This is a genomic window from Pseudomonas sp. Q11 (assembly GCF_024494355.1).
Taxonomy (GTDB): domain Bacteria; phylum Pseudomonadota; class Gammaproteobacteria; order Pseudomonadales; family Pseudomonadaceae; genus Aquipseudomonas; species Aquipseudomonas hefeiensis.
Map to the genome: position 1 here is coordinate 142,801 of NZ_JAKNQY010000012.1, position 25,942 is coordinate 168,742.

General features: G+C 59.1%; 24 protein-coding genes and 2 pseudogenes. 11 read left to right on the forward strand and 15 right to left on the reverse strand.

Features of this window, described 5'->3' with window-relative positions:
• Positions 1-215: 215 nt before the first annotated feature.
• The 10 genes from astD to acs form a co-directional block, all read right to left on the reverse strand.
• A complete protein-coding gene (gene astD / locus MA884_RS14855) occupies positions 216-1,685 on the reverse strand; it encodes a succinylglutamate-semialdehyde dehydrogenase (RefSeq protein ID WP_256231253.1) in 1,470 nt (489 codons plus the stop codon).
• Positions 1,682-2,707: an arginine N-succinyltransferase gene (astA, locus tag MA884_RS14860; RefSeq protein ID WP_256231228.1), complete on the reverse strand. Its 1,026-nt coding sequence runs from the start codon at positions 2,705-2,707 to the stop codon at positions 1,682-1,684. Before astA ends, astD begins: the two co-directional genes overlap by 4 nt.
• Positions 2,708-2,761: 54 nt before the next feature.
• Entirely contained in the window at positions 2,762-3,781 is a 1,020-nt protein-coding gene (gene aruF, locus MA884_RS14865; protein ID WP_256231229.1) for an arginine/ornithine succinyltransferase subunit alpha, read from the reverse strand.
• A gap of 181 nt (positions 3,782-3,962) precedes the next feature.
• Complete coding sequence (locus MA884_RS14870) at positions 3,963-5,183, reverse strand: aspartate aminotransferase family protein (protein WP_256231230.1); 1,221 nt, start codon at positions 5,181-5,183, stop codon at positions 3,963-3,965.
• Positions 5,184-5,621: 438 nt separating this feature from the next.
• The gene (locus MA884_RS14875; RefSeq protein WP_256231231.1) at positions 5,622-6,602 is read right to left on the reverse strand and encodes a GlxA family transcriptional regulator; all 981 of its coding nucleotides are present in this window, start codon (positions 6,600-6,602) and stop codon (positions 5,622-5,624) included.
• Between the two features lie 113 nt (positions 6,603-6,715).
• Entirely contained in the window at positions 6,716-7,480 is a 765-nt protein-coding gene (locus tag MA884_RS14880) for an ABC transporter ATP-binding protein (RefSeq protein ID WP_256231232.1), read from the reverse strand.
• Between the two features lie 56 nt (positions 7,481-7,536).
• Positions 7,537-8,235: an ABC transporter permease gene (locus MA884_RS14885; RefSeq protein ID WP_256231233.1), complete on the reverse strand. Its 699-nt coding sequence runs from the start codon at positions 8,233-8,235 to the stop codon at positions 7,537-7,539.
• Positions 8,232-8,921 carry an ABC transporter permease gene (locus MA884_RS14890; RefSeq protein WP_256231234.1) on the reverse strand — a complete coding sequence of 230 codons (690 nt, stop codon included), beginning with the start codon at positions 8,919-8,921 and terminating at the stop codon, positions 8,232-8,234. Before MA884_RS14890 ends, MA884_RS14885 begins: the two co-directional genes overlap by 4 nt.
• 90 nt (positions 8,922-9,011) lie before the next feature.
• A complete protein-coding gene (locus tag MA884_RS14895) occupies positions 9,012-9,785 on the reverse strand; it encodes an ABC transporter substrate-binding protein (protein ID WP_256231235.1) in 774 nt (257 codons plus the stop codon).
• A gap of 731 nt (positions 9,786-10,516) precedes the next feature.
• On the reverse strand, positions 10,517-12,472 hold the full coding sequence (gene acs, locus MA884_RS14900; RefSeq protein WP_256231236.1) for an acetate--CoA ligase: 1,956 nt from the start codon (positions 12,470-12,472) through the stop codon (positions 10,517-10,519).
• A gap of 566 nt (positions 12,473-13,038) precedes the next feature.
• Here acs and MA884_RS14905 point away from each other — a divergent pair.
• The 5 genes from MA884_RS14905 to MA884_RS14925 all read left to right on the forward strand — a co-directional run bounded on the left by MA884_RS14905 (position 13,039) and on the right by MA884_RS14925 (position 16,984).
• Positions 13,039-13,302: a DUF2790 domain-containing protein gene (locus MA884_RS14905; protein WP_256231237.1), complete on the forward strand. Its 264-nt coding sequence runs from the start codon at positions 13,039-13,041 to the stop codon at positions 13,300-13,302.
• Positions 13,303-13,331: 29 nt separating this feature from the next.
• On the forward strand, positions 13,332-13,508 hold the full coding sequence (locus tag MA884_RS14910; RefSeq protein WP_256231238.1) for a hypothetical protein: 177 nt from the start codon (positions 13,332-13,334) through the stop codon (positions 13,506-13,508).
• Between the two features lie 489 nt (positions 13,509-13,997).
• Positions 13,998-15,245 (forward strand): ribonucleotide-diphosphate reductase subunit beta, encoded by a 1,248-nt coding sequence (locus MA884_RS14915; RefSeq protein ID WP_256231239.1) that lies wholly within the window; start codon positions 13,998-14,000, stop codon positions 15,243-15,245.
• Between the two features lie 390 nt (positions 15,246-15,635).
• A complete protein-coding gene (locus MA884_RS14920) occupies positions 15,636-16,169 on the forward strand; it encodes a Bro-N domain-containing protein (RefSeq protein ID WP_256231240.1) in 534 nt (177 codons plus the stop codon).
• A gap of 101 nt (positions 16,170-16,270) precedes the next feature.
• On the forward strand, positions 16,271-16,984 hold the full coding sequence (locus MA884_RS14925; protein ID WP_256231241.1) for an HNH endonuclease signature motif containing protein: 714 nt from the start codon (positions 16,271-16,273) through the stop codon (positions 16,982-16,984).
• A 610-nt stretch (positions 16,985-17,594) separates the two neighbouring features.
• Here MA884_RS14925 and MA884_RS14930 read toward each other — a convergent pair.
• Positions 17,595-17,879, reverse strand: a pseudogene (locus MA884_RS14930) (helix-turn-helix domain-containing protein); the annotation flags it as partial.
• 212 nt (positions 17,880-18,091) lie between these two features.
• On the opposite strand from MA884_RS14930, the gene MA884_RS14935 reads away from it, so the two are divergent.
• Positions 18,092-19,078, forward strand: a complete 987-nt coding sequence (locus tag MA884_RS14935; RefSeq protein WP_256231242.1) for a hypothetical protein — start codon at positions 18,092-18,094, stop codon at positions 19,076-19,078.
• A 34-nt stretch (positions 19,079-19,112) separates the two neighbouring features.
• Here MA884_RS14935 and MA884_RS14940 read toward each other — a convergent pair whose 3' ends face one another.
• Together MA884_RS14940 and MA884_RS14945 are read right to left on the reverse strand one after the other, a co-directional pair.
• Positions 19,113-19,808, reverse strand: coding sequence for a hypothetical protein (locus MA884_RS14940; RefSeq protein WP_256231243.1), 696 nt, complete (start codon positions 19,806-19,808; stop codon positions 19,113-19,115).
• 101 nt (positions 19,809-19,909) lie between these two features.
• Positions 19,910-20,722 carry a sulfite exporter TauE/SafE family protein gene (locus MA884_RS14945; RefSeq protein WP_256231244.1) on the reverse strand — a complete coding sequence of 271 codons (813 nt, stop codon included), beginning with the start codon at positions 20,720-20,722 and terminating at the stop codon, positions 19,910-19,912.
• A gap of 112 nt (positions 20,723-20,834) precedes the next feature.
• Between MA884_RS14945 and MA884_RS14950 the strand changes: the two genes are divergently transcribed.
• On the forward strand, positions 20,835-21,611 hold the full coding sequence (locus MA884_RS14950) for a helix-turn-helix transcriptional regulator (RefSeq protein WP_256231245.1): 777 nt from the start codon (positions 20,835-20,837) through the stop codon (positions 21,609-21,611).
• 83 nt (positions 21,612-21,694) lie between these two features.
• On the forward strand, positions 21,695-22,012 hold the full coding sequence (locus MA884_RS14955; protein WP_256231246.1) for a helix-turn-helix transcriptional regulator: 318 nt from the start codon (positions 21,695-21,697) through the stop codon (positions 22,010-22,012).
• A 15-nt stretch (positions 22,013-22,027) separates the two neighbouring features.
• Here MA884_RS14955 and MA884_RS14960 read toward each other — a convergent pair whose 3' ends face one another.
• Positions 22,028-23,083 (reverse strand): MBL fold metallo-hydrolase, encoded by a 1,056-nt coding sequence (locus tag MA884_RS14960; RefSeq protein WP_256231247.1) that lies wholly within the window; start codon positions 23,081-23,083, stop codon positions 22,028-22,030.
• A 185-nt stretch (positions 23,084-23,268) separates the two neighbouring features.
• Between MA884_RS14960 and MA884_RS14965 the strand changes: the two genes are divergently transcribed.
• Positions 23,269-23,880, forward strand: a complete 612-nt coding sequence (locus tag MA884_RS14965) for a TetR/AcrR family transcriptional regulator (protein WP_256231248.1) — start codon at positions 23,269-23,271, stop codon at positions 23,878-23,880.
• A 3-nt stretch (positions 23,881-23,883) separates the two neighbouring features.
• On the opposite strand, the gene MA884_RS14970 is transcribed toward MA884_RS14965, so the two are convergent.
• A complete protein-coding gene (locus MA884_RS14970) occupies positions 23,884-24,831 on the reverse strand; it encodes a LysR family transcriptional regulator (protein ID WP_256231254.1) in 948 nt (315 codons plus the stop codon).
• A 16-nt stretch (positions 24,832-24,847) separates the two neighbouring features.
• On the opposite strand from MA884_RS14970, the pseudogene MA884_RS14975 reads away from it, so the two are divergent.
• Positions 24,848-25,559, forward strand: a pseudogene (locus MA884_RS14975) (CTP synthase).
• On the forward strand, positions 25,556-25,870 hold the full coding sequence (locus MA884_RS14980) for an antibiotic biosynthesis monooxygenase (protein WP_256231249.1): 315 nt from the start codon (positions 25,556-25,558) through the stop codon (positions 25,868-25,870). Before MA884_RS14975 ends, MA884_RS14980 begins: the two are co-directional and overlap by 4 nt.
• Positions 25,871-25,942: the final 72 nt, after the last annotated feature.

Below are 25,942 nucleotides of genomic sequence, written 5' to 3' on the forward strand. Positions count from 1 at the left end.
ACAGGTTTTGCATAGCTCCTGTGGGAGCAAGTCTTGCCTTCACAGGTTTTGCACAACTCCTGTGGGAGCAAGTCTTGCCTTCACAGGTTTTGCACAGCCCCTGTGGGAGCAAGGCATGCTTTCACAGGTTTTGCATAGCTCCTGTGGGAGCAATCCCCGCTCCCACAGGTTTTGCATCGTATCTGTGGGAGCAAGGCTTGCCCGCGATGGCGGTCTCAAGACATTCGCACACCGGGGGTCAGGGCAGCCGGCATGACAAGGCTCGGGGCTTCCAGCGACGCCACCGGGTACGCACAATAATCGGCCGCATAATAAGCACTGGCGCGATGGTTGCCCGAGGCCCCAACACCGCCGAACGGCGCGCTGCTGGCGGCGCCGGTCAGTTGTTTGTTCCAGTTGACGATGCCGGCACGGCTCTGCAGCCAAAACTGCTGGTAACGCTCCTGGGAATCCGACAGCAGACCCGCAGCCAGCCCATATTGGGTGTTGTTGGCCTCGGTGATTGCCGCGGCGAAATCCGAGTAGCGAATCACCTGCAACAACGGCCCGAACAGCTCCTCATCAGGACGCTCGGCCACCGTCGTCACATCCAGGATGCCCGGTGTCAGCAACGCCGCCTGGGCTTGCGGTTGAGTCATGGCCAACAACGGCACGGCGCCCAGGCCCAGCAAATGGTTCTGCGCATCCATCAGCGCCTTCGCTGCGGCCAGGGAAATCACCGAGCCCATGAACGGTGCCGGTTGCTGATCAAAGGCGCCGACTTCCAACGTCGAGCTGACCGCCACCAGGCGCGCCAGCAAGGCATCGCCCCACGCCCCTTCCGGCACCAACAGGCGGCGCGCGCAGGTGCAGCGCTGCCCGGCAGAAATGAACGCCGACTGAATGATGGTGTAGACCGCCGCATCAACGTCCGCCACCTCATCCACCACCAGCGGATTATTACCGCCCATTTCCAGCGCCAGGATCTTGTCCGGGCGCCCGGAAAACTGTTGATGCAAGAGGTTGCCGGTGCGGCTGGAGCCGGTGAAAAACAACCCATCGATACCCGGATTGGCCGCCAGGGCGATACCGGTTTCCCGCGCGCCCTGCAACAGATTCAGCACGCCCGCCGGCAGACCGGCCTCAGCCCAGCACTTGACCGTCAGCTCAGCGACTTTCGGGGTCAGTTCGCTGGGTTTGAACAACACACAGTTGCCGGCCAACAAGGCCGGGACGATGTGACCGTTGGGCAAATGGCCGGGGAAGTTGTAAGGGCCGAACACCGCCACCACACCGTGGGGCTTGTGCCGCAGCACGGCGGTGGCGTCACCCAGGGGGCCGCTTTTTTCGCCGGTCCGCTCGCGGTAGCTTTGAATCGAAATGGCGACCTTGTTGACCATGCTGGTGACTTCGGTGGTCGCTTCCCACAACGGTTTGCCGGTTTCTTCACCGATGCAGTGGGCCAGTTCATCCGCGTGGCTCTTCAAGGCAGCAGCAAACGCCTCCAGCACCTGGATACGCTCATCCAGCGAGCGGCGGGCCCAGTCCGGAAAGGCCTGACGCGCGGCCTGCACCGCCGACTCCACCTGCGCCGCCGTGGCGCCACTGCCCGACCACAGCACTTGCTGGGTCACCGGGTTCAACGACTCAAAGAGATCACCCTGACCTTCCAGCCAGCTTCCAGCGATGTACAACGACTTCATTATTTCGACTCCCGAGCAGCGGACAACGCAACGGCGCGCACCTGATCGCCGGCGTTGAGTTGAAGACGTTTGGCAGTCAGCGGATCAACCACCAGGGTGCCCGCGGCGAAGCGCGCCGGCGCAGCAGTGATGCGGCAGTCTTCGCGTTTGCGGTTATGAATGATGAACGGCGTGGCGTCGTCGCCCGGCGTGCCGATGGCCAATACCAGTGCCTGGCTGTCACGGATCGCGCGGATCTTGCCGGTTTCGCATTCAACGGCCGGGCCGGCGTCGAAGATGTCGACGTAACCCTGGTAGCTGAAACCTTCGCTCTTGAGCATCGACAGCGCCGGCTCCGTGTCGGGATGAACCTGGCCGATCACCGCCCGGGCATCCTCCGACAGGAAACAGGTATACAGCGGGAACTTGGGCATCAGCTCAGCGATGAAGGCCTTGTTGCCCACACCGGTCAGATAATCGGCCTGGCTGAACTCCATCTTGAAGAAGTGCCGCCCCAGGCTTTCCCAGAACGGCGAGCGGCCTCGGTCATCGGACATGCCACGCATCTCGGCGATGATCTTGTTGCCGAACAGGTTCGGGAATTCGGCGATGAACAGCAGCCGCGCCTTGGCCAACATGCGGCCATTGAGGCCACTGCGGTAGTCGGCGTGCAGGAACAGCGAACACAGTTCGGAATTGCCGGTCAAGTCATTGGCCAGAAACAGCGTCGGGATTTCCCGATAGATGTTCAGTTCCTGAGAGGCGCTGACCGTCAGGCCGACCCGGAAGTTGTACCAGGGCTCACGCAACCCAACTGCCCCGGCGATGGCGGAAATGCCCACCACGCGACCGTCGTCGTCTTCGAGCACGAACAGGTAGTCCGCATCGCCACGCCCGGCTTCGCCGCGAAAGGTCTTCTCGGCCCAGCCGACCCGATGAGCCAGGCGCTCTTCGTTGGCCGGCAAGGTGGTCAGGCCGGTGCCGGTGCTGCGGGCCAGGGCAATCAGAGCGGGTAAATCGCTGCTGCGTACGGGACGAACGATCATGCTATCTCCTCAAACGGGCCGCTTGCGCCACCCGCGAAACTCAGCTGTAAGGCGTTAAACCGCCACCAGGCGCACGCTGGCACCCTCACCAACGCCCAAGGCTTCGGCCGCGTCCATATCCAGGGTCACCGGTTTGCCAGGCGCGTAGTCGAGCTCCAGCAGAACGGCGCGGTAATCCTGCAACTGGGCGTTGGCCACCAGGTATTGGCGGCCGGCGCCCTTGACGGGCTCGCCGAGCTTGACCGGCACCACGCGGCTCTGGGCAATCGAGCGGATCCCCGAGACACGGGCATGCAGAGTCGGGCCGCCGTCAAAGATGTCGATGTAATGATCGGTCTCGAAACCCTCACGCATGAGGATGTCGAAGGTGATCTGCGCACGCGGATGGACCTGGCCCATGGCTTCCTGGGCGGCGTCCGGCAACAGCGGCACGTAGATCGGGTAATGCGGCATCAGCTCGGCAAGGAAGGTGCGGCTCTTCAGCCCGCACAGGCGCTCGGCGGCAGCGTAGTTGAGGTCGAAGAAATTACGACCGATGGCGTCCCAGAACGGCGAATCGCCATTTTCATCGCTGTAGCCGACGATCTCGGTCACCACCGAATCGGCAAAGCGCTCCGGATGGCTGGCGACGAACAGCAGGCGTCCACGCGAATTGAGTTCAGACCAGGGCGAGCCGACCAATTCCGGCACCACATAGAAGCTGGTCAGCAAGCTGTTACCGGTCAGATCGTGGCACTGGGAGAGCACGTGGATCTTGTTGTGGATCTTCAGCTCACGGGAGGCGTGAACGAACGTCTCGTTGCGAAAGCTGTAGAACGGCTCGGAATAACCGGCCGAGGCAACGATGGCCGAACAACCTGCCAGCTTGCCCGTCGCGCTGTCTTCAAGGACGAAGAAATAGCTTTCTTCGCCGTTGAAGCTGACTTCGGCGGCGAACGAGGCTTCGCTCGCAGCGATCTTGTCGCTCAGGCGTTCCACGTCATCCGGCAAGGAAGTGACACCGATCGGACTGTCTGCAGCCAGACGCTGTACCTCGCCCAGATCCGCCATTTGTGCGGGGCGCATCACCAGCATGGTGTCACTCCTTTACTTGAAATAAATGGTTCGACCCATTGGTCGACACAGAGAAAAAAAACTCAGTGTGGGAGCGGGCTTGCTCGCGAAGGCGGTTTGTCAGTCAACATTTGCGTTGAATGTGATGGCCTCTTCGCGAGCAAGCCCGCTCCCACAATGGATCAGGTCCGGCCTTTAAAAATCAGGCTTGCGTCAGCTTCGCCGCGGCCCGCTCGAAGCGGTCCAGGCCGGCATCGATGTCAGCATCTTCGACCACCAGGCTCGGAGCGAAACGAATCACGTCCGGACCTGCCTGCAGGATCATCAGGCCTTCCTGTTCGGCGGCGTTGAAAATGTCCTTGGCCTTGCCTTTCCAGGCGTCGTTCAGCACACAGCCGATCAGCAGCCCCAAACCACGCACCTGGGTGAACAGGCCGTATTTCTCGCCGATCTGTTCCAGGCGGGCCTTGAACTTGTCGTGCTTGGCTTTGACACCAGCGAGCACCTCAGGCGTATTGACCACATCGATCACCGCTTCGGCCACCGCACACGCCAGCGGGTTGCCGCCGTAAGTGGTGCCGTGGGTGCCGACGACCAGATGCTTGGCCAACGCTTCGGTGGTGAGCATTGCCGCGATCGGGAAACCACCGCCCAGGCTCTTGGCGCTGGTGAGGATGTCCGGGACCACGCCGTAATGCATGTAGGCGAACAGATGGCCGCTACGGCCCATGCCGGTCTGCACTTCGTCGAAGACCAGCAGCGCGTCGTGGGCATCGCACAAATCACGGGCACCTTGCAGGTAACCCAGTTCGGCCGGCAATACGCCGCCCTCGCCCTGGATCGGCTCCAGCACCACGGCGCAGGTCTTGTCCGAAATGGCCGCTTTCAAAGCCGCCAGGTCGTTGTAGGGAACGTGGGTAATACCGGTGATTTTAGGACCGAAACCGTCGGAGTACTTCGATTGCCCGCCCACGTTCACGGTGAACAGCGTACGGCCGTGGAAGCTGTTGAGCGCGGCAATGATTTCGTACTTCTCGCTACCGAAACGATCGAACGCGACGCGACGGGCCAGCTTGAAGGCGGCCTCGTTGGCTTCGGCGCCGGAGTTGCAGAAGAAAGCCCGCTCGGCAAAGGTTGCATTGACCAGTTTATGGGCCAGGCGCAGGGCCGGCTCATTGGTAAAGACGTTGGACACATGCCACAGCTTGTTCGCTTGTTCGGTCAGGGCGGCGACCAGTTTCGGATGCGCATGCCCCAATACGTTGACCGCGATACCGCCGGCGAAGTCGATCAGTTCGCGACCGGACTGGTCCCACACGTGGGAACCGGCGCCACGCACAGGTATGAAAGCAGCTGGCGCGTAGTTGGGGACCATAACCTGATCGAAATCGGCGCGTTGTACGGCGGCTTGCTCAACGGACATCGGAGTCTCCTGAAGAGGAACACCCGCCTGGAACTGGCGAGCGATGAGGGGATTGTAAGGACAGTTTTCAGCCCGGCCTTGTCGCCAAGCGACAACTTCTTATAGCGCCAACCCCCGTTTTTAGCGGGTTTATGGCAATGCGACAAATAGGGTCGCAAAGGCGCAGTTTAAACGTTGTCGCGGGATTTTAGGCGCCGGCGCCGACATTTCCCTCGCCATGCAAAACCTTGTGGCGAGGGGATTTATCTGTGGGAGCAAAGCTTGCTCGCGATGCAGGCGCCTGGGTTCACCAAGGACCGCGTCGCCTGCATCGCGGGCAAGCCTTGCTCCCACAGACCTTGTTCCCCAAGCCTTGCCCCCTAAGCCTTGCTCCCCAAGCCTTGCTCCCACGGATTTTGCTCCCACAGGCTCCTTGGTCACAGGGCAATTGTGCCGGCCCTAGCCGCGTTCGGACGGTACCGACGACAACTCGAATGGGCTGCTGCTGCGCCGCTGGTTGCGGTCTTCCCGGGGCGTGGCGCCGAAGAAGTTGCGATAGGCACTGGAAAAATGCGGCCCCGAGGAGAAGCCGCAGGACAGGCCGATCTGAATGATGGATTTGCTGGTCTGCATCAGCATCTGCCGGGCCTTGTTCAAACGCAGTTCCAAGTAGTACTGGCTTGGCACACGATTGAGGTATTGCTTGAAGATCCGCTCCAACTGGCGACGGGACACGCACACATGCTGGGCAATTTCGTCGGTGGTCAGCGGCTCTTCGATGTTGGCTTCCATCAACAGCACGGCCTGGGTGAGCTTCGGATGGCTGGAGCCCAGACGGTTTTGCAACGGGATGCGCTGGCGCTCGCCACCCTCGCGGATGCGCTCGACCACCAGTTCTTCCGAGACCGCGCCGGCCAGTTCCGCGCCGTGATCGCGCGCCAGCACCGCCAGCAGCAGATCGAGCACCGACATGCCACCGCAAGCGGTCAGGCGATCGCGGTCCCAGTCAAACAGATGGCTGGTGGCAATGACCTTGGGAAAACGCTCGGCAAAGTCGTCCTGCCAGCGCCAATGCACGGCGGCGCGGAAACCATCGAGCAAACCCAATTGGGCCAACGGGTAGACACCGGCGGACAAACCGCCAATCACACAACCGGCACGCACCAGTTGCTTGAGCGCGCTGCTCAGGGGCGGCGCAAGGGTAGTCGGCGGCTCGTCGGCCAGCAGGAACAGTTTCTGGAACCCTTCGAGCTTGCCGGCCCAGGGTTCGCCCGGTAGCTGCCAGGCGCCTTCGGTCTGCGGCTCAGCCTGTAAGAACGACAATTCGTAGACGACATCCGGATGCACCCGCTGAGCAACACGCAAGGCCTCCTCGGCCAGCGCCAGCGTCAAGGCTTTAGTGCTGGGCCAAATCAGGAAACCAATTCGATGGGCAGTCATGGTGGGCAATCCGAAGCGAAAACAGTGTTAAAGCCAAAAGCGGCTGCAACCAAATTAGACCATCTGGCGCGCGGTGCGCAGCATGACCTGAATCAGGTGCGTAACGGGAGCGATTACTTGAGGCTGCCCGAAAGAAATTGTTGCAGCCGCTCCGATTGCGGATTGACCAGCACTTCGCGCGGGTTGCCGCTTTCTTCAACGATGCCTTTGTGCAGGAAGATCAACTGATTCGACACTTCCCGGGCAAAGCCCATTTCGTGGGTCACCACCACCATGGTCCGGCCTTCCAGCGCCAGGGCCTGCATCACTTTGAGCACATCGCCCACCAGCTCCGGATCAAGGGCCGAAGTCGGTTCGTCGAACAGCATGACTTCCGGCTCCATCGCCAGCGCCCGGGCAATTGCCACGCGCTGCTGTTCACCGCCGGACATGTGGCCCGGGTAGGCGTCCTTGCGATGCGCCACGCCGACCTTGTTCAGGTAGTGCTCGGCCTTTTCGCGCGCCTCGGCCTTGGCCACGCCCAGCACGTGCACCGGCGCCTCCATGATGTTCTCCAGCGCAGTCATGTGGGACCACAGATTGAAATGCTGGAACACCATCGACAGCCGCGAACGCATGCGCTGCAGTTGCTTGGGATCGGCGGCCTTCAAGGCACCGTCCTTGCCCGCCACCAGATTCAGCTCTTCGTTGTTGAGCAAAATCTTGCCGGCATGAGGTTGCTCAAGCAGGTTGATGCAACGCAGGAAGGTACTCTTGCCCGAGCCACTGGAGCCGATGATGCTGATCACATCGCCGGCGGCGGCCTTGAGGGACACGCCCTTGAGCACCTCGTGACTGCCATAGCGTTTATGCAGGTCTTGGACTTCGAGCTTGTACATGCGGTCGGTTCTCACAAAACGTCAGTCGTTGAGCAGTCGATCGGATCGATGCGTTATCAGTGCTTGCGCGGGGCCAGGTAACCCAGCCAGCGGCGCTCGGCCAGCTTGAACAGGCGCACCAAAATAAAAGTCAGGCACAGGTAGAAAGCGCCGGCCGTGATGTAAGCCTCGAACGGCAAGTAGTACTGTGCATTCACCGTGCGCGCGGCCCCAGTGATGTCGATCAGGGTCACGATGGAGGCTAGGCTGGTGGTCTGCAACATCATGATCACTTCGTTGCTGTATTGCGGCAGCGCCCGGCGCAGGGCCGATGGCAGCAGGATCCGGCGATACAGCTTGTAGCGCGACATGCCCATGGCCTTGGCCGCCTCGATCTCACCGTTAGGCGTGGCTCGCAGGCTGCCGGCGATGATTTCGGCGGTGTAGGCGCTGGTATTGATGGCAAAGGCCAGGCACGCACAGAAGGTCGCGCTGGACAGCCACGGCCAGAGGAAGCTCTCGCGTACGGCTTCGAACTGCGCCAATCCGTAGTAGATCAAAAACAGCTGCACCAGCATCGGCGTGCCGCGAATCACATAGGTATAGAGCCAGGCGGTCATGTTGACGACCGGCTGCTTGGACACCCGCATCAGCCCCAGGGGCAACGCCGCCAGCAGACCGAAGAACAGCGACAGGGCCAGCAGCTTCAAGGTGGTCAGCAGGCCACTGAAGTACAGCGGCAAGGCTTCATAGATGACGTTGTAGTCGAAGATCATAGATCAGCCGCCCTTACGCCTACCGAATAGCGCTTCTCAAGTTGACGCAATGCCAGCAACGAGACACTGGTAATCACCAGGTACATTGCCGCCACTGCCAGGAAGAAGGTGAAAGGCTCGCGGGTGGCATCCGCCGCCTGCTTGGCCTTGAACATCATGTCTTGCAGGCCCACCACCGAAATCAGCGCCGTGGCCTTGGTCAACACCAGCCAGTTGTTGGTGAACCCCGGAATCGCCAGGCGAATCATCTGCGGCACCATCACCCGGAAAAACACCTGGAACCCACTCATGCCATACGCCATGCCCGCCTCGGCCTGCCCCTTGGGGATGGCCATGAACGCGCCGCGAAAGGTTTCCGACAGGTACGCACCGAAAATGAACCCCAGGGTGCCGATACCGGCCGCCAACGGATTCAGGTCGATGTAATCGTCATAACCGAGCATCGGTGCCACGCGATTGAGCAGGTCCTGGCCGCCATAGAAAATCAGCAGGATCAGCACAAGGTCGGGAATGCCGCGAATGACCGTGGAATACAGGTCACCCAGCCACGCCAGCCAGCGCACCGGCGAGAGGCGCAACGCGACGCCGATCAGCCCCAGGACAATGGCCAGGGCCATGGACGACAAGGCGAGCTCAAGCGTCAACCATGCGCCATCGAGGATGACAGCCCCGTAGCCTTTCAACATGATTCAGGTCCTCGAGAGTGGGATGAAAAAATGGCGCAAACCGCAGAGATCCTGTTGCTTGCGCCATTTCGCACGAGTGGCGGGACGTTGTTACTGGCCGTAGATATCGAAGGCGAAGTACTTGTCCTGGATTTGCTTGTATTTGCCGTTCTCGCGAATGGCGGCAATTGCGCCGTTGATCTTGTCCTTGAGGGCATCACCCTTGCGAACCGCGATGCCTACGCCGTCACCGAAGTATTTGACATCGGTGAAGGCCGGGCCCACGAACGCAAAGCCCTTGCCTGCGTCGGTCTTGAGGAAACCGTCATCCAACAGGGTAGCGTCTGCCACGGTGCCGTCGAGACGGCCGGCGGACAGGTCCAGGTAGATTTCATTCTGCGAACCGTACGGCTTGATCTCGGCACCCAGCGGGGCCAGGACTTCACGGGCGAAGCGCTCGTGGATCGAACCGCGCTGCACGCCGACGTTCTTGCCCTTGAGCTCGGTCAGGCCTTCGCTGACCTGGGTGCCAGCCTTCATCACCAGACGGGCCGGGGTGTTGTAGTACTTGTTGGTGAAATCAACGGACTTCTTGCGATCTTCAGTGATGGACATGGATGACAGGATCGCGTCGATCTTGCGCACCTTGAGCGCCGGGATCAGGCCGTCGAATTCCTGCTCGACCCACACGCACTCGACCTTCATCTCTTCGCACAGTGCATTGCCGATGTCGTAGTCGAAACCGACGATACTGCCGTCCGGGGATTTCGAGGCGAACGGCGGGTAAGCCGCTTCGATACCGATTTTCAGGGGCTTTTCTGCGGCGAATGTCGACAGGGACAGCACGGACAGTGCCAGGGCGCCAAGCAGCACAAGTTTCTTCATCTTGGGACTCCATCGGGAAAGGGCAAAAACGGCAGAGTGAGCAACAGCCCAATATGCGAATGGGTGGAACGAACTTTAGTGCTGCGTCCTAAGAAAGCGTGCGTCAATTCAACGCAGCTCACGACGAGCGAGTGATCGGCATTCTAACGACAGGCCCGAAGCCGATATTTCTTCAATGCGACAACAAATTACAGAAGCACAGAAAACGCGACCTGAGCGCATTGACAGCCCCGCAAATTCATGCAAGAGCAAAAGAAAGGGAACCGATCCATGCTGCAAATAGCGGGCCCATTATTCGCAAACCCTTCTAATCCGGCAAGCACAGCGTGTCGCCTTCTTTCACGAACAGCGAGAAAAGGCCCTGAAACGGGGCATTGCGTTGCACATCGCCCCGTGATGGCGCCTTTGGTTACACATTTGGAAACGTCGGTAACGCTCAGACCCCTCCTACTTTAAACGCCGATATTATTCGAACACCTGTCAGCCGAACACCAAACCCTGTGGCGAGGGAGCTTGCTCCCGCTGGGCTGCGCAGCAGCCCCAAAAGCCAGGCACCGCGCTCATTCAGTCATACCGCGTTGACCGACTTACGACTGCTGCGCAGCCGAGCGGGAGCAAGCTCCCTCGCCACAAAGGCGCCCACTGCCAGGCCACATCGCGCCTCAGCCACCGATAAAAAAAGCCCCACCCGGCAAACGCCAGGCGGGGCTTTTCGGTGTTACGGGCTACCGTCAGGCAACATTCATGGTCTTGTGCGTCTCGATCAGATGCGCCACCACGCCCGGATCAGCCAAGGTAGAGATATCACCCAGCCCATCGTATTCCGCCGTGGCGATCTTGCGCAGGATGCGGCGCATGATCTTGCCGGAACGGGTTTTCGGCAGGCCCGGGGCCCACTGGATCACGTCTGGCGAGGCAATCGGACCGATCTCCTTGCGCACCCAGTTCTTCAGTTCCAGACGCAGGGCCTCGCTGGTTTCTTCGCCGGCATTGAGGGTCACGTAGACATAAATGCCCTGCCCCTTGATGTCGTGTGGCACACCCACCACCGCCGCTTCGGCGACTTTCGGGTGGGCAACCATGGCGCTTTCGATCTCGGCCGTGCCCATGCGGTGGCCGGACACGTTGAGCACGTCGTCCACCCGACCGGTGATCCAGTAGTAGCCGTCCTCGTCACGACGCGCACCGTCACCGGTGAAGTACATGCCACTGAAGGTCTTGAAGTAAGTATCGACAAAGCGGTCGTGGTCGCCGTACAGCGTACGCGCCTGGCCTGGCCACGAATCGAGGATCACCAGGTTGCCTTCGGCCGCGCCTTCCACCAGGTTGCCGAGGTTATCCACCAGCGCCGGCACCACACCGAAGAACGGACGCGTGGCCGAACCTGGCTTCAACGCCGTGGCACCCGGCAATGGGCTGATCAGCACGCCACCGGTTTCGGTCTGCCACCAGGTGTCGACGATCGGGCAACGCTCCTTGCCGACATTCTTGTAATACCAGTCCCAGGCTTCCGGGTTGATCGGCTCACCCACCGAACCCAGCAGGCGCAGACTACTGCCATCGGCGCCTTCGACGGCGGCGGTGCCCGAGGCCATCATCGCGCGGATGGCGGTCGGCGCGGTGTAGAGAATATTGACCTTATGCTTGTCGATGACCTGGGCCACCCGAGTGATGTCCGGGTAGTTCGGCACGCCTTCGAACAACAGCGTGGTCGCGCCATTGGCCAACGGGCCGTAGACGATGTAGCTGTGGCCGGTGACCCAGCCGACGTCGGCGGTGCACCAATAGACTTCGCCCGGCTTGTAGTCGAACACACGCTCATGGGTCAGGGCCGCATAGAGCAGGTAGCCGGCGGTGGTGTGCTGCACGCCCTTTGGCTTGCCGGTGGAACCGGAGGTGTAGAGGATGAACAGCGCCTCTTCGGCGCCCATTTCCTTCGGCGCACAAACGGTGCCGGCCACTTTCATCAGGTCTTCGTACCAGATGTCGCGGTGCTGGTTCCACTTGATACCACCACCGGTGCGCTTGCACACGATGACCTTCTGGATGCTGCTGGTTTCCGGGTTGGTCAACGCATCATCGACATTGGCCTTGAGCGGGATCTTCTTGCCGGCACGAATACCTTCGTCAGCAGTGATCACCACTTTGGATTTGCAGTCGATGATCCGGCCGGCCAGTGCTTCCGGCGAGAAACCGCCGAACACCACCGAGTGAATCGCGCCGATCCGGGTGCAGGCCAGCATGGCGACCACGGCTTCGGGGATCATCGGCATGTAGATCGTCACCACGTCGCCGCGATGCACATCCTGGCCGCGCAGGGCGTTGGCGAACTTGCAGACTTCTTCATGCAGCTCGCGATAGGTGATATTGCGGCTCTCGGCAGGGTCATCGCCCTCCCAGATGATCGCAATCTGATCGCCGCGCTCGGCCAGATGACGGTCGAGGCAGTTGTAGGAAACGTTCAAGGTGCCATCGGCAAACCACTTGATGTCGACATGGTGATCGTCAAAGGACGTCTGCTTCACCGTGGTGAAAGGCTTGATCCAGTCGAGGCGCTTGGCCTGCTCGCGCCAGAAACCATCCGGGTTGACCACCGACTGCTGGTACATGGCCTTGTAGGTCGCCTCGTCAGTCAGCGTGTTAGCCGCTACCTCGGGACGAACGGGATACAGAGAAGCCGCACTCATCTTTCTTACCTCGGTGACATAGTTGTTTTTGTATGTACCCGTTGTAGCCGGGGCAGGCCTATAGAACCATTCGACGATGGTAGTAACAAGTCCCTACAAAATGTCGGTACTAACGTGCAAACCCCTGCCAGCAGGCATTTCCCCTGTGTGGGAGTGGGCTTTCTCCTGAGGGTGGTGGGTCAGTTTGCATTGATATTGACTGACACACCGCCATCGCGAGCAGGCTCGCTCCCACAATTTTTCCATTGAACGCTTACTTTGTGTCCAACGCCGCTCCCCCTGTGGGAGCGAGCCTGCTCGCGATAGAGGCGGCACATCCAACATCGATGGCACAGGCAGCTACCGGACTCTGCAGCGATTATTACCAGATCAACCAACAGTGTTTATCAAAACCCGGTCTTTTTGCGATTAACCCCACCCCCTAAAATCCACCTCGCCAACCGGCAAACACGATTAACGCAACACAGCCCCCACGAAGGCCGTTAATCAACCCTCAAAAAACCTGCTCCACACGCAGCCCCAAAAAGGTTGCGTGACCCCACTCGACCTCAAAAAAGGTGAAACAAATGAAAGCTTTATGGGTTCTGGTCATCGCCGGCCTGAGCGCCACCGCGATGGCAGACGAGGCCCCGACCGACGTTGCACAGCAAAAGCCAGCCATTGAGGAGTACACCTACTCCACCCACCTGGACATCGCCAAAGTCATCTCCATGAGCGATATCCCGAACGTCTGCGAAGTGGTCCCGGCCAAGATGGAATACGACGACTCCCAAGGCCAGCGCCACATCCTGCGCTACAGCGTCATGGGCACCGGCTGCTCGAACGGCTGATCAACTTTAACGAACCAGGAGCAACCTCCATGAACACCAAACTGATCCTCGCCCTGACCCTCTCCGTCCTGGCCGCCCATACCTTTGCCGCCGACGGCTATGACCGCACCGGTTCCGCTGTCGCTGAAGACGGTTACGACCGCACCGGCTCGGCTACCGTCGCTGAGGATGGCTACGACCACACCGGTTCGGCACACATTGGTTGATCATTAATGGCATTTTCCATAGCCCGATTCAGTTCGGGCTTGGTTGTGTCTGTAACCGTCAAAAAGCCCTTGCAAACACAACATGTAGTGCAAAACCGCAAAAAACGCTCGTTTTTTGATCAAAAAATACCGTCACCCGACTCATGCAAAAAAAATCTTCAACGGCCAAAGCCTTGTAAACCCTTGCTCCCACGCGGATATGCCGCCCGCCACCTCCTCCGTGGGCGATTTCGCCGCAGCACGTAGGCAAAAAAGTCCTTATAATGCCGCCTTAAACGGGCCTGCAATATTCCCTTACAGGGAGTCAAACCAGCCTGAAGCCCACGCAGAGGCCCATCGCCTCCTCGCGCTCACAGCCGCTTCAGAACGACCCGTACATTTTTTTGTTTATTGCCTGCGTCAGCTGCTGCAACAAACGATTTTCCAAGATCCACCGCGGCCAGTAGGCCTTCAACGGGCATCTGGCCCTCACGCAGGAGACAACACGTCATGCTGAGCTGGGACGAATTCGACAAAGAAGACGGCGAAGTCGCTGTAAAAGGCGCCAACGCCGGCCACGCTTCTGAAGCCAACATGGACCGCCTCGACAGCGCCGGCGGTGCCGCCGCCCTCGAAGCCCGGGCCGTGACGGCCAGCGACTCGGCCGCGATCGTTCGCGCCAAGGCCGCCCTCGACAAACTCGACGTCGCCGAAGGCCTCGCCGAACTCGAAGGCGCCTCCGCCCGTGTCGCCGTCGATGAAAAGCGCATGATCAACTGCCGCGCCGACCTCAACCAGCTCGTGCCATTCAAATACGACTGGGCCTGGCAGAAGTACCTGGACGGCTGCGCTAACCACTGGATGCCGCAAGAAGTCAACATGACCGCCGACATCGCCCTCTGGAAAACCCCGGAAGGCCTGACCGACGACGAACGCCGCATCGTGATGCGCAACCTGGGCTTCTTCTCCACCGCCGACTCCCTGGTTGCCAACAACCTGGTCCTGGCCGTGTACCGCCTGATCACCAACCCCGAATGCCGCCAGTACATCCTGCGCCAGGCGTTTGAAGAGGCGATCCACACCCACGCCTACCAGTACTGCATCGAATCGCTGGCCATGGATGAAGGCGAAATCTTCAACATGTACCACGAGATCCCATCGGTCGCGAAAAAAGCCGCCTGGGGCCTGAAATACACCCGTTCGATCTCCGATCCGAAGTTCGAAACCGGCACCCCGGACACCGACAAAGAGTTGCTGCGCAACCTGATCGCCTACTACTGCGTCCTGGAAGGCATCTTCTTCTACTGCGGCTTCACCCAGATCCTCTCCATGGGCCGGCGCAACAAAATGACCGGCGTCGCCGAGCAGTTCCAATACATCCTGCGCGACGAATCCATGCACCTGAACTTCGGCATCGACGTGATCAACCAGATCAAAATCGAAAACCCGCACTTGTGGGATGCCGAAATGAAGGAAGAAGCGACCCAGATGATCCTGCAAGGGACCCAACTGGAGATCGAATACGCGCGCGACACCATGCCTCGTGGGGTGTTGGGGATGAATGCGGCGATGATGGAGGACTACCTCAAGTTCATCGCTAACCGTCGTCTGTCGCAGATTGGTCTGAAGGAAGAGTATCCAGGGACGACGAACCCGTTCCCTTGGATGAGCGAGATCATGGACTTGAAGAAAGAGAAGAACTTCTTTGAGACTCGGGTGATTGAGTATCAGACGGGTGGGGCGCTTAGCTGGGATTGATTCGAAAGAAAAATCTTAGCCTGCACGCTTAAATAAAAACCCCGTGAAAACGGGGTTTTTTGTTTTCCATGGAATCAAAACCCCGTTTAATTTCAGGACAGCAAAGCGACCTTTGTCCTACGAAAAACTCAGAATCGTTCCGCATTGACGCCGCATCTCCTCATTACCTATCTTAGTCGCAGGTGCCTAAGAAACGCCCAACGTAGTAGCTGATCGCCAAATATAGAGCCGCATACTGTTCAAGGACGTGTGCAACTCGGTATAGCGAAAGAGCTTGTTGGGATTTTTCTTACACCCTCTACGTCGGGCTCGCGCCGCTAACTTCAATACGTAGAGGTCGTTATGCTCAAGAAGAACCAGCAAGCTCTCCGTACACCTCGGAGATCGATCATGCCTGATGCTTACATGCCGACGGTATTCACTCGCCTAAACCTCCACCTCCACGCCCTCCTCCTGGAAAACCAACCCTGGTTCTGCGCCCGTGACCTCGGCCGATTGATGGGTATGCACCTGAGCGATCGTATGGTCAGCAAACTGGATGAGGACCAGCGGCACGTTCTGTTGATTCGTTATCACGGCCAGCCTGAAAAGCGGCTGATGCTCAGTGAGTCTGGCGTGTACGCCCTGTTGGTTTACCACTACGCGCCGGGGAATCGCTTGTTGCGCGAGTGGCTGACGCATCAGGTGGTACCGGCATTGCGGGACGCCCAGCCCTCCAGTGATACCGAGCGGCCAATGTTGAGCGTTTTGGACTGGCCTGAGATGTCCTTGAGTCTGCTGCATTGGCAAAACGACGGTTGGATTCGGCTTCGGGACATGCCGTATCTGTTGCTCAACCGGACTCGCGGTCGAGCGGTGGCGGCAAAGCCTTGGTGGCGTAGGCTGTTGGAGGTGTTTCACATGTCTGGGCATTCAGTGTCGTAGGACCCTCCGAGCGAAGGCTCTGCTTCTTCTGTAGGAATTTTCGTAGACAGCCGTAATGGCCAGTCAGTATCGTCCGAGGGTTTTTAATCCTCGGCGATTGTATGGATACCCCAAAGGAAAAAAGCGCTTGGAGCGACGAAGAGCTTGAGGCGTCGGTTGATGCTTACTTGAATATGCTCGACCGCGAGTTAAACGGCCAAACCTTTAGAAAGTCGGTGGAGAACCAACTTTTGCGTGATGGGCCATTGAGCAAGCGCAGTGCCTCGTCGGTTGAGTACCGCATGCAAAATATCTCGGCGGTGCTGGAGCAGATGGATTTACCGCGAATCAGCGGCTACATGCCGGCCAAGAACATTGGCGCTGGTGTGGCTCAGCGAATCCGCAAGGTGCTTGCTAATAAAGTGGTGCCTGGGGCGGGAGAATCTGCCCCAACCGCTGATCACAAGACGTTGATCAATCGAGCCGCCAAGCTGCAAAAGAAAGGGCTTAAGATCGAGCCATCAGGGAATCCAAACCCGCAGCAAGTCAGTACGACCACGACGTCTTACGTTCGGGATCCGAAAGTCCGGGCGTGGGTTGCTGAGTTGGCTAAAGGTGTCTGCGAAGGTTGCGGTCAGCAAGCGCCGTTCGAGGTGGATGGGCTGCCGTTTCTTGAAGTGCATCATGTGAAGCACCTGGCTCAGAAAGGGTCGGATAGCATTACCAATGCCGTTGCGCTGTGTCCGAACTGCCATCGACGTTGTCACCTTGCCAGTGACAAGGAGGCCTTCACTTTGTCTTTGTATGAGAAGGTTGGTCGGTTGGTTGCTGAGTGATGAATAGTTAGGTTGGGGCTGCTGCGCAGCCCAGCGGGGATAAATCCCCTCGCCACAGTGTGGTGGCAGGTTTGATTGCCGCGCTGTATCTGAGAATCGCGGGGAGGTTTCAGCGTTTTTTACTGTGTGGGACAGTGGTCTCGGGAAACGTCCAGCTTCTGCTGGACGGAAAAGAATCTACGGAGATATGTAATGGCAAAAAAAATCAAAAGTGACGCCTTCTAGTCGATTCACAGCTCGGCCGAAGCGCTGCTGAAAATCGGCGCTATCGACCAGGCCACTATGCGGGAGTTCGACGAGGCCTGCATGGCTGAGGCTTCTGCTGAAAAATCAGATCAAGAAGATTCGTCTGTACTCAACTCATAGCCGGCCTTCAAAACCTTCGATGATGTCCTTGGGAATGCTGTCAAAATCCGCCGGCATCCGAATCTTCCCCTTCAACCGTCCAGGCCTGCGCGCCTGCGGTGTATCGACATGGGGTAGCAGATTCAGATAGGGCTTGCCGGCCTTGGTTATCACTACCCTGTCGCCCTGCCATGCACGCACACCCAGTTAAAAGAGCTGAGCCTTTGCTTCTTGCAAGGTTACCTGTAGCTGTTCACTCATACGGTCATCCCTTGTCATCATCCTTGGCCTTTGCAGCGTTTGGCAGAGTAGCAACTTTACTGAGCTGTCCTGTGGACTTGCGTTTAGGATTAGCGCCGCGAACGGGCATTTTAGAGTCCATTTTTCGCTGCTCAGGAGGCGGCGAGTAAATGGTTCTGTCAGTCTTGGTCAGCCCAAGGCTCAACCCGAATTTCCTCAGGATGGCGTCGAGGGTGCTGAGGGTCGGATTACCCTTGTCTTTCTCGATCTGGTACAGGGCCTTGGTCGACATCTTGCACATGGCAGCAAAAACGGGGGCTGCTGCGCAGCCCAGCGGGAGCAAGCTCCCTCGCCACGGGGTGGGGTCAGGTCACGGGTTGGTGGCAGGCTTGATGACCGGGTGGTTTTGGGAATCGCGAGCAGGCTCGCTCCCACAGGTTTTTGTGGTGTATTGAAACTTCGAGTGCAACCGGCGCTGCCCTTCGCTATTAATACATTTCCCCCTCATGGACCCGAGCCCCGATGAAATTCGACCTCGCCTACTGCCTCAGCCTCGACGACAAGCTGTCGATCTATGACGTGCGCGATTTGAATTTTGACGAGACGGTGGCGTTCGATTCCGCGAAGGAACAGTTTCAATGCCCCAACGATGCCTGTCGGGCGGCGTTTGATGCGGCGAATGTGTTGGGGACGTTCAACGCCAAGAACGTGAATTACGTGCGCACGCCGCACTTCAAGAACATCCCCAGCACGCGGCATATCGAGGGTTGTCCTTATGTCAGCCTGAAGACTCCGGCGTCGGGCCTGGAGGTGGATGGCGGTGAAACGGATGACGGTCCGGAGGAGCATTTCCCGTCGGAGTTGTTGCTGACTCGGCGTGAGTATGTGCGCAAGCCATCCAGCCCGACGGTGGTGGCGGACGTTCTGCGCGATGAGCGAGAGCCTTCAGCCGCCAATAATGTCGAGCACCCAAGCCGTGACTCAGGGCCGGACAAGACCAGTGTCTTCGCCCATCCGGTGGAGTGTTTTGTGTCGAACTTCGCGGACAAGGAGCTGCTCAAGCGCATGCCGCTGAAGATTGGCGAGCACACGGCGCCCTATGGGTCGTTCTTCAAGAAGATCGAGTACCTGCTGGACAACAAGGGGCTGGTTTACTGGGGCAAGATCAAGGAGATCAAGGATTACACACAAAGCTTTCGCATCGACTTCGAAGCAAAGGTCTGGTTCAAGCAACCGGGCGAGGCGAAGAAGAAGCCTTACTCGGTGAACGTTTACCTGAGCAAGAAGCTGATCGACAACTACCGCAAGCGCAAAGCGTTTCTGGAAGAGATCAAGCACGCCATCGAGAGTGACGCGCCGTTGTATTGCTTCTTTTATGGCGTGACGCCGGAGTTGAAACAGGTGCCGAGCAAGAAAAACCCCGAGCAGACGTTCGGGGTGTTCAGTGCCAATATCGAGAACCTGGATCACTTCATTATTCGGGAAGCGCCGGGGTTGGCCGACAAGTAACTTCGCCTAAGGTAGCTGTAGCGCTAAACCTTCTTCATTGCGCTTCTTGAGCAAGTTGCCGTTCGAACGCCCTTATCTCCCGTACCACTTCCATGCGTCGTTCACGGGCTGCCTGGACGGCGGAATCATCCAGCCCGCCGTAACAGCGCAACCAGTGCACGATCATTTCCTCATCCGGGAAGTAGTAGTCCTTGTGCCCTTTACTGCTTCTCGGGGTGTGGTTCATATCGCCATCGAAGCGGCCCGCGGAGAACTCATCAGAGGGTAACGTTCCCCATTCGGCGGCGCAGTCCTCGAAAATCCAGGAAATTTCGTTGATGTGTTTTTGCGCACCGCGATGACCGCGTTTGTAAAAAACGTACTCACAACAACTTTCCTGGAATCGCTCCATCATCGTTTCGCCATCAACCCAGCGAAGGAGGTCGTGCTGTCCCCCGTCACGCATCAGGCCATTGATCCATCGCTCGGAAAACCGTTGAACAAAGCCTTCGACGTCAGCTTTTTTCGCGTCGGCGAAAATCATGCAGTAACGGGTTTGCACGTGAATGACGAACAACACGTGCTTACGCTGCACAGTGATTGCGTGAACCAGCCACTGTTCGGCGAATTCAGCCACCTCATCGTCTTCAATAACGGACGATGGTGGTTTCTCCACTGGAGTGATTTTCTTGCCTTTGCTCACACGGCTGAAGAAGTTGCTGGCCGCTTCGGTGCAGTTGAAGATCAACATTCAGGTTCTCTGGAAAATGCATGAAAAATACTTATGTGTCTTCGTCAGATATCGACATGCCCCCCTCCTTCACTGGATTTCGAGCAACGCCGTGCGCTGACTTATTGTATCGATATGCCAAGCATCACAATAACCAACAATCCAATATAGACCCAAGCATGCAGCCGATCCGGTATCCGCCCGATCCATGGCGTTGCCAGGCGGATGCCCAGTAGCGCGCCGAGTGTGAGCACAACAAAGGCCATCAAATCTACGTAACCGACAAACCACCGGCCGAAGTCTATCCCGGTGAAGCTGGCCAAAGCCATGTAGGTGACAGTGCCGGCCAGGGCGACAGGCACGCTCAGCGGATTGGCCATCGACGTGGCCTGGGACATGTTCAGGCCACAACGGCGCAGCAGTGGCACGGTCATGACGCTGCCGCCGACGCCCAGCATCGTGGCGATGATTCCGATGGTTGTGCCGCCCAACGCGGTCTCCATTGGTGCCAAAGGTCGTAGGACGGCATCGCTGGCGCGTGTCAGAAAACCGCGCCGTAGCAGGCAATCCAGGATGGTCAGGCCCAGGTAAGCCATGAAGGCGTAGCGGATAACCTCGCCATTCAGCCAAGTGGCGGCCGCTGCGCCGAAGACCGCCCCTAGCGCAATGAAGCCGCCGAACGGCCACAGGTAATGACCCATCAACTGACCGGCGCGGTGGTGCTTTCCGGTGGCGACCAGGGCGTTGACGATCATGACGCAAGTGGAGGTGGCGACGGCAATGTGCATCGCCGATTCACCGATGGCGTCACCCGAGTGATGGGCCATCAGCATGCGATACATCAAAGGCACCACGACAAAACCGCCGCCAAAGCCGAACAGCACCGCCGTTACGCCACTCAGGCAACCGAAGCACGCAAGCAATACATAGAACATCGAGGCGAATCCGTGAAATGGGAGGCGCCCCACGTTAGACAAACAAAGCCTGGCCTGCTCTAGCAAACAAGCCAATAATGTTTGCGTTTACGCCAACGTGAGTAGTCCCTCGATGCGCAACACTTCGATCGATTTATTGGATGCGATACCCAGGGCTGTCGTCGCCATTGGCACCGACTACCCCCACGGACATTTACTGCCCTCGCACCATCATCGCCGGGCGCAGTTGCTGTATGGCGCCACTGGTGTGATGCAGGTCCGCACCGAAGACGGTAATTGGGTGGTGCCGCCGCAACGGGCGGTATGGATCCCGCCCGGGGTTGCCCATGAGGTGCTGATGCTGGGGGTCAGCACGCGCAGCTTGTACATCGAACCGGCCGCGGTGACGGCCATGGACGCCCGTTGCCAGGTCATCAGCGTGTCGCCCCTGATGCGCCAGTTGCTGCTGGAAGCCGTGGAGCTTGTGCCGGAATACGACTTGGCCGGACGCGACGGCGCGTTGATCAATCTGTTGCTGCACGAACTGTTGCGCAGCAGCCATTTGCCGCTGCACCTACCCCTGCCCAAGGACCCGCGGCTGCTCGGCCTGTGCCAGGCGTTTCTGAAAGCCCCTGACGCCCACGCCTCGCCCGCGCAATGGGCGGCGCAGTTGCCTGTCAGCCTGCGCTCGTTCAATCGGCTGTTCAGCCGGGAAACCGGGTTGAGTTTCAGCCAATGGCGACAACAGGCGTGTGTGATGTCGGCACTGTCTCGATTGGTTGTAGGAGATTCGGTAACCCGTATTGCTCTGGATCTGGGCTACGACAGCCCCGCAGCGTTCTCCACCATGTTTCGCCGGGTGCTGGGTCACGCGCCGAGTGCCTGGCTGGAGAAGACCACCGGTCATTGATCAAAAAAATGAGATTGATCAGGACTCAAAACAACTGTACAAAAACACAGTATTTTTTGAATCCACAGCTTTGGAGAACTCCCATGGCCTCGCTCGCAATCAAAACCACTCTGGAACGCATCGCTGTCTATCAATTCACCCCTGCCCACAGCGCGCAGGCTCGAGCCATGCTCGGCTGGAGTGTCGAGGAGTTGTCACGCCAGTCTGGGGTCTCGACCCAGGCCATTCGGCGCTTCGAAGCGGGGGGCGAGCTACTTGATGTCACCCGCCTGGCCCTGGCCTTTCGGTTTGAAGCCGAAGGCCTGGTGTTCTTCCCTGGCTTTGCGCCGGGGCGCGGCATGAATATCAAAGGCGCCACGCCGGATCCAATGGGGCGGCCAGACTACGCCATGATCGAATGATCGATGCGTCGAGGGTCAGGCCATGTCGGGCTGGTCTTGATAAGCCGAGGGTTCCACGTCTAGCCACCAGGCCCGGCCACGTTGCGGCTGCGCGAGGCTGAAGGCTTCACCCATTTGCGGGGTGGTGATGCAGACGTTGCGCTCCCAGGCCAGGGCCAGGATGCGATCGAAGGGTTCGTACCAGGCATGCATCGACAAATCGAACGTGCCGTTGTGAATCGGCAGCAACCAGCGCCCCCTGAGGTCGATATGCGCTTGCAACGTTTGCTCCGGCTGCATGTGGATGTGCGGCCATTCGACGTTGTAGGCGCCGGTTTCCATCAGCGTCAGGTCGAATGGGCCGTATCGCTCGCCAATGCGTTTGAAGCCGTCGAAATAACCGGTGTCGCCGCTGAAGAATATCCGGGTGGCGCCATCGATCATCACCCACGAGGCCCATAACGTGCTGTTACCGTCGAACAGGCCACGACCGGAAAAATGCTGGGAAGGTGTGGCGATGAACTCGATACCTTCCACTTCGGTGCCCTGCCACCAGTCCAGTTGACGCACCTTGCTGGCGTCGATGCCCCATTTGATCAGGGTGTCGCCCACCCCGAGAGGGGCCAGGAAATACCGGGTCTTGGCGGCAAGTTGGAGGATGGCCTGATGATCGAGATGGTCGTAGTGATCATGGGAGAGGATCACCGCCTCGATTGGCGGCAGCTCTTCCAGGCTGATCGGCGGCTGATGAAAACGCTTGGGGCCAGCCCATTGCACGGGGGAGGCGCGCTCGGAAAAAACCGGGTCGGTCAGCCAGAATTTGTCTCGCAGCTTGAGCAGCACCGTGGAATGCCCGAGGCGGAAGACGCTGTTGTTCGGCGCGGCCAGCAGGTCGGCGCGCGTCAGCGGTTGTACCTCGATGGTGCCCGCAGGACGGGTGTTGCGCGGTTTGTGAAAGATCATGTTCCACATGATGCGTAGCATCTGGCCGAGCCCTTGGCGCGGTGTAGGTGCGTGGTTACGGTACTTCCCTTGTTCCTGCCGGGATGAAGGAAGCACCGCAGGGCTGTCAGTCGAAGAAAAAATGGTCATGATGCGAAAACTCCAAGGACGTCGTCGCAATTGCGCTTCGCCGTTGTGGGACGCTAATGGCCGTTGCATGCACGCTCAGCCGCTTGAGTCGAAACTACACTACTCGGTGTAGTTTGTAGATTGCAGCAATCCCGGGAGCAAGTAAACTGCCAAGTGTAACTTCCCTTCTCCAGATGATGATTAACATGACCGTACCGCTGCAGCGACTCACCGAGCGAAAACGCGAATCCATCCTCCAGGCCGCGATTGCCGAATTCCGTAGCAGCGGTTTCGAGATCACCAGCATGGACAAGATCGCGGCGACGGCGGGGGTATCAAAGCGCACGGTGTATAACCACTTCCCCAGCAAAGAGGAGTTGTTTGCGGAAATTCTGAATCGATTGTGGAACAGCATTACCGCAGAACAGGACATGGCCTACAGCCCGGAGCAGCCCCTTCGTGAGCAGCTTCGGAAACTGCTGCGAGCCAAATTGCACATGCTGGCGGACGATAATTTTCTCGACTTGGCGCGCATCGCCATTGCCGCGACGATTCATTCGCCCGAGCGGGCCCAGGATATGGTTGCGCGCATGGGTCAGCGCGAAGAAGGCCTGACCGTCTGGATTCGTCAGGCCCAGGCTGATGGCCGATTGAAGGCCGTGGAGCCGGCGTTTGCCGCCCAGCAGATGCATGGCCTGATCAAGACGTTCGCGTTCTGGCCCCAAATTTCCATGGGCCAGCCGTGCCTGACCCAAGATGAACAGATTCAGGTGATTGAATCGGCCCTCGATATGTTCCTGGCTCGCTACCAGCGCTGAATATCAACGTAACCGCAGGTTGCGCCCCAGTTCATCAAACAGCGTCACTACTGAACGCAGCGCACGGCAGTCCGGCCGGGTCAGCAACCAAAGGGCCGTGTCATACCCCGCCAGCGGTTCGCCAATGGGTATCAGCCCCTTGTTTTCGCCGATTAGAAAGTCCGGCAACGCCGCAACACCCAGCCCGGCGCGAACCAACTCGGTGACCGAGAGCATGCTGTTGCAGCGATAAGCCGGCACGACGCCGGGTAGATGCTGGCGGCGCCAAGCCACAGAGGGGTGATCGGGGAGAAAGTCATCCGGCGCGATCCAGATCATGGCGGCCAGATCATCCCGTTCCAGCGATTGCAGATAAGTTGCACTGGCACATACCCGATAAACCACATTGCCCAGATGCCGCCCGACCAGATGTTCCGGCGGCGTACGGGTCAGTCGCAACGCGATGTCGGCGTCGCGGCGGCTCAGGTTGGCGAAGTCGTTCGAGGTGCTCAGCTCAAGGGACAGCGCCGGGTAAGCAGGCATGAACCGCGCCAGAGCCGGTAGCAACAACGCTTGCAGAACCGAGTCGGTGCAGGTCAGGCGCACCGTGCCGCTGACGACCTCACCGCCCTGCTCCACCCCAATACGTGCAGCCTCCAACGCCTGCTCGGCGCGTTCGGCCTGCTCAGCCAGCGCCTGGGCCAGACTCGTGGGCAAATAACCTGCACGGCTTTTTTCGAACAAGGGTTGGCCCAGGGCGGCCTCCAGCCGACGTACCGAGCGGAAGACCGTGGACACATCCACGTGCAGCAAGCGCGCGGCCCGGGCCAGCGAGCCGCCACGGACCAGCGCCAGGATCAGGGACAGATCGGGATAGTCCAGACGATAGTGCGTCGGTGCATTGATCACTTGGGTAAACGCCAATATTGATTGCGCGAGCGCCAATTTATAGTGACGACCAGGAATCAACAAGCGGCGAGCCTCTCTCATGGAAAACCAACGTTCTTTGCACATCGCCCTGGTCGGCGACCACGACCCTCAAATAACGGCCCATCAGGCAATCCCCATCGCACTCGAGCTGGTCGGCAAACAAACCGGTCATCACATTGGTTTTCAATGGCTGGCCACCGACCTCATCACCGACAGCGCCGTCCTGAATGATTTTGACGGGGTCTGGTGCGTGCCCGGCAGCCCTTACCGAAACGAAAGCGGCGCCCTGCAAGCCATTCGCTTTGCCCGCGAACAGCGCCGTCCTTTCCTCGGCACTTGCGGCGGCTTTCAGCATGCCGTGCTGGAATACGCCCGCAATGTGATGGGCTGGGCCGATGCCGCCCATGGCGAAACAGCTCCCGAGGCTGAACGGCCATTGCTGACGCCGTTGAGCTGTGCCTTGGTCGAAACCATCGACAGTCTTGAGCTTGACGCCGATTCGTTGATTGCCAAGGCCTATGGGCGCCTCACGGTTTTCGAAGGTTATCGGGTGTAGCTTTGGGGTCAATCCACAGTTTGAGCGGGATTTGCTGAGTGACCGTTTGCACGCGGTGGCCCGGGATTCGGCTGGCGATTTACGGGCCGTGGAGCTGGACGATCATCCTTTTTTTGTCGCGACTCTGTTTCAGCCTGAGCGCGCCGCGTTGGAGGGACGTGTGCCGCCGCTGGTCAGGGCGTTTGTCGAGGCTTGCCGAAGGACAGCATCATGAGCACCCCGTATTACGCGGTAATTTTCACCTCCCTGCGCACTGAGGGGGACCAAGGTTACGCCCACGCCGCTGAGCGCATGCTTGCCCTTGCACGGGAGCAGCCGGGGTTTCTCGGCGCCGAATCGGCCCGTGGCGAAGACGGCTTGGGCATCACCGTGTCCTACTGGAGCAGCGAAGCGGCGATCCTGGCCTGGAAGCAGCACCCCGAACACAGCGCAATCCGCGAACGCGGTCGCTCGACCTGGTACGCCCATTGCCACACGCGGGTGTGCAATGTCGAACGGGACTATGCCTTCCAGCGCCAGCCCTGACGCCAGCCTGCACAACCTGCTCGCGAAAGCGCTGGGCCAGCTTGCATCCTTGCTGAATGTGCCGCCGCCATC

Coding starts and splice junctions, on each gene's coding strand:
- astA (WP_256231228.1), bottom strand. CDS start 2,707: ATGATCGTTCGTCCCGTACGCAGCAGCGATTTACCCGCTCTGATTGCC.
- aruF (WP_256231229.1), bottom strand. CDS start 3,781: ATGCTGGTGATGCGCCCCGCACAAATGGCGGATCTGGGCGAGGTACAG.
- MA884_RS14870 (WP_256231230.1), bottom strand. CDS start 5,183: ATGTCCGTTGAGCAAGCCGCCGTACAACGCGCCGATTTCGATCAGGTT.
- MA884_RS14875 (WP_256231231.1), bottom strand. CDS start 6,602: ATGACTGCCCATCGAATTGGTTTCCTGATTTGGCCCAGCACTAAAGCC.
- MA884_RS14880 (WP_256231232.1), bottom strand. CDS start 7,480: ATGTACAAGCTCGAAGTCCAAGACCTGCATAAACGCTATGGCAGTCAC.
- MA884_RS14885 (WP_256231233.1), bottom strand. CDS start 8,235: ATGATCTTCGACTACAACGTCATCTATGAAGCCTTGCCGCTGTACTTC.
- MA884_RS14890 (WP_256231234.1), bottom strand. CDS start 8,921: ATGTTGAAAGGCTACGGGGCTGTCATCCTCGATGGCGCATGGTTGACG.
- MA884_RS14895 (WP_256231235.1), bottom strand. CDS start 9,785: ATGAAGAAACTTGTGCTGCTTGGCGCCCTGGCACTGTCCGTGCTGTCC.
- acs (WP_256231236.1), bottom strand. CDS start 12,472: ATGAGTGCGGCTTCTCTGTATCCCGTTCGTCCCGAGGTAGCGGCTAAC.
- MA884_RS14905 (WP_256231237.1), top strand. CDS start 13,039: ATGAAAGCTTTATGGGTTCTGGTCATCGCCGGCCTGAGCGCCACCGCG.
- MA884_RS14910 (WP_256231238.1), top strand. CDS start 13,332: ATGAACACCAAACTGATCCTCGCCCTGACCCTCTCCGTCCTGGCCGCC.
- MA884_RS14915 (WP_256231239.1), top strand. CDS start 13,998: ATGCTGAGCTGGGACGAATTCGACAAAGAAGACGGCGAAGTCGCTGTA.
- MA884_RS14920 (WP_256231240.1), top strand. CDS start 15,636: ATGCCTGATGCTTACATGCCGACGGTATTCACTCGCCTAAACCTCCAC.
- MA884_RS14925 (WP_256231241.1), top strand. CDS start 16,271: ATGGATACCCCAAAGGAAAAAAGCGCTTGGAGCGACGAAGAGCTTGAG.
- MA884_RS14935 (WP_256231242.1), top strand. CDS start 18,092: ATGAAATTCGACCTCGCCTACTGCCTCAGCCTCGACGACAAGCTGTCG.
- MA884_RS14940 (WP_256231243.1), bottom strand. CDS start 19,808: ATGTTGATCTTCAACTGCACCGAAGCGGCCAGCAACTTCTTCAGCCGT.
- MA884_RS14945 (WP_256231244.1), bottom strand. CDS start 20,722: ATGTTCTATGTATTGCTTGCGTGCTTCGGTTGCCTGAGTGGCGTAACG.
- MA884_RS14950 (WP_256231245.1), top strand. CDS start 20,835: ATGCGCAACACTTCGATCGATTTATTGGATGCGATACCCAGGGCTGTC.
- MA884_RS14955 (WP_256231246.1), top strand. CDS start 21,695: ATGGCCTCGCTCGCAATCAAAACCACTCTGGAACGCATCGCTGTCTAT.
- MA884_RS14960 (WP_256231247.1), bottom strand. CDS start 23,083: ATGACCATTTTTTCTTCGACTGACAGCCCTGCGGTGCTTCCTTCATCC.
- MA884_RS14965 (WP_256231248.1), top strand. CDS start 23,269: ATGACCGTACCGCTGCAGCGACTCACCGAGCGAAAACGCGAATCCATC.
- MA884_RS14980 (WP_256231249.1), top strand. CDS start 25,556: ATGAGCACCCCGTATTACGCGGTAATTTTCACCTCCCTGCGCACTGAG.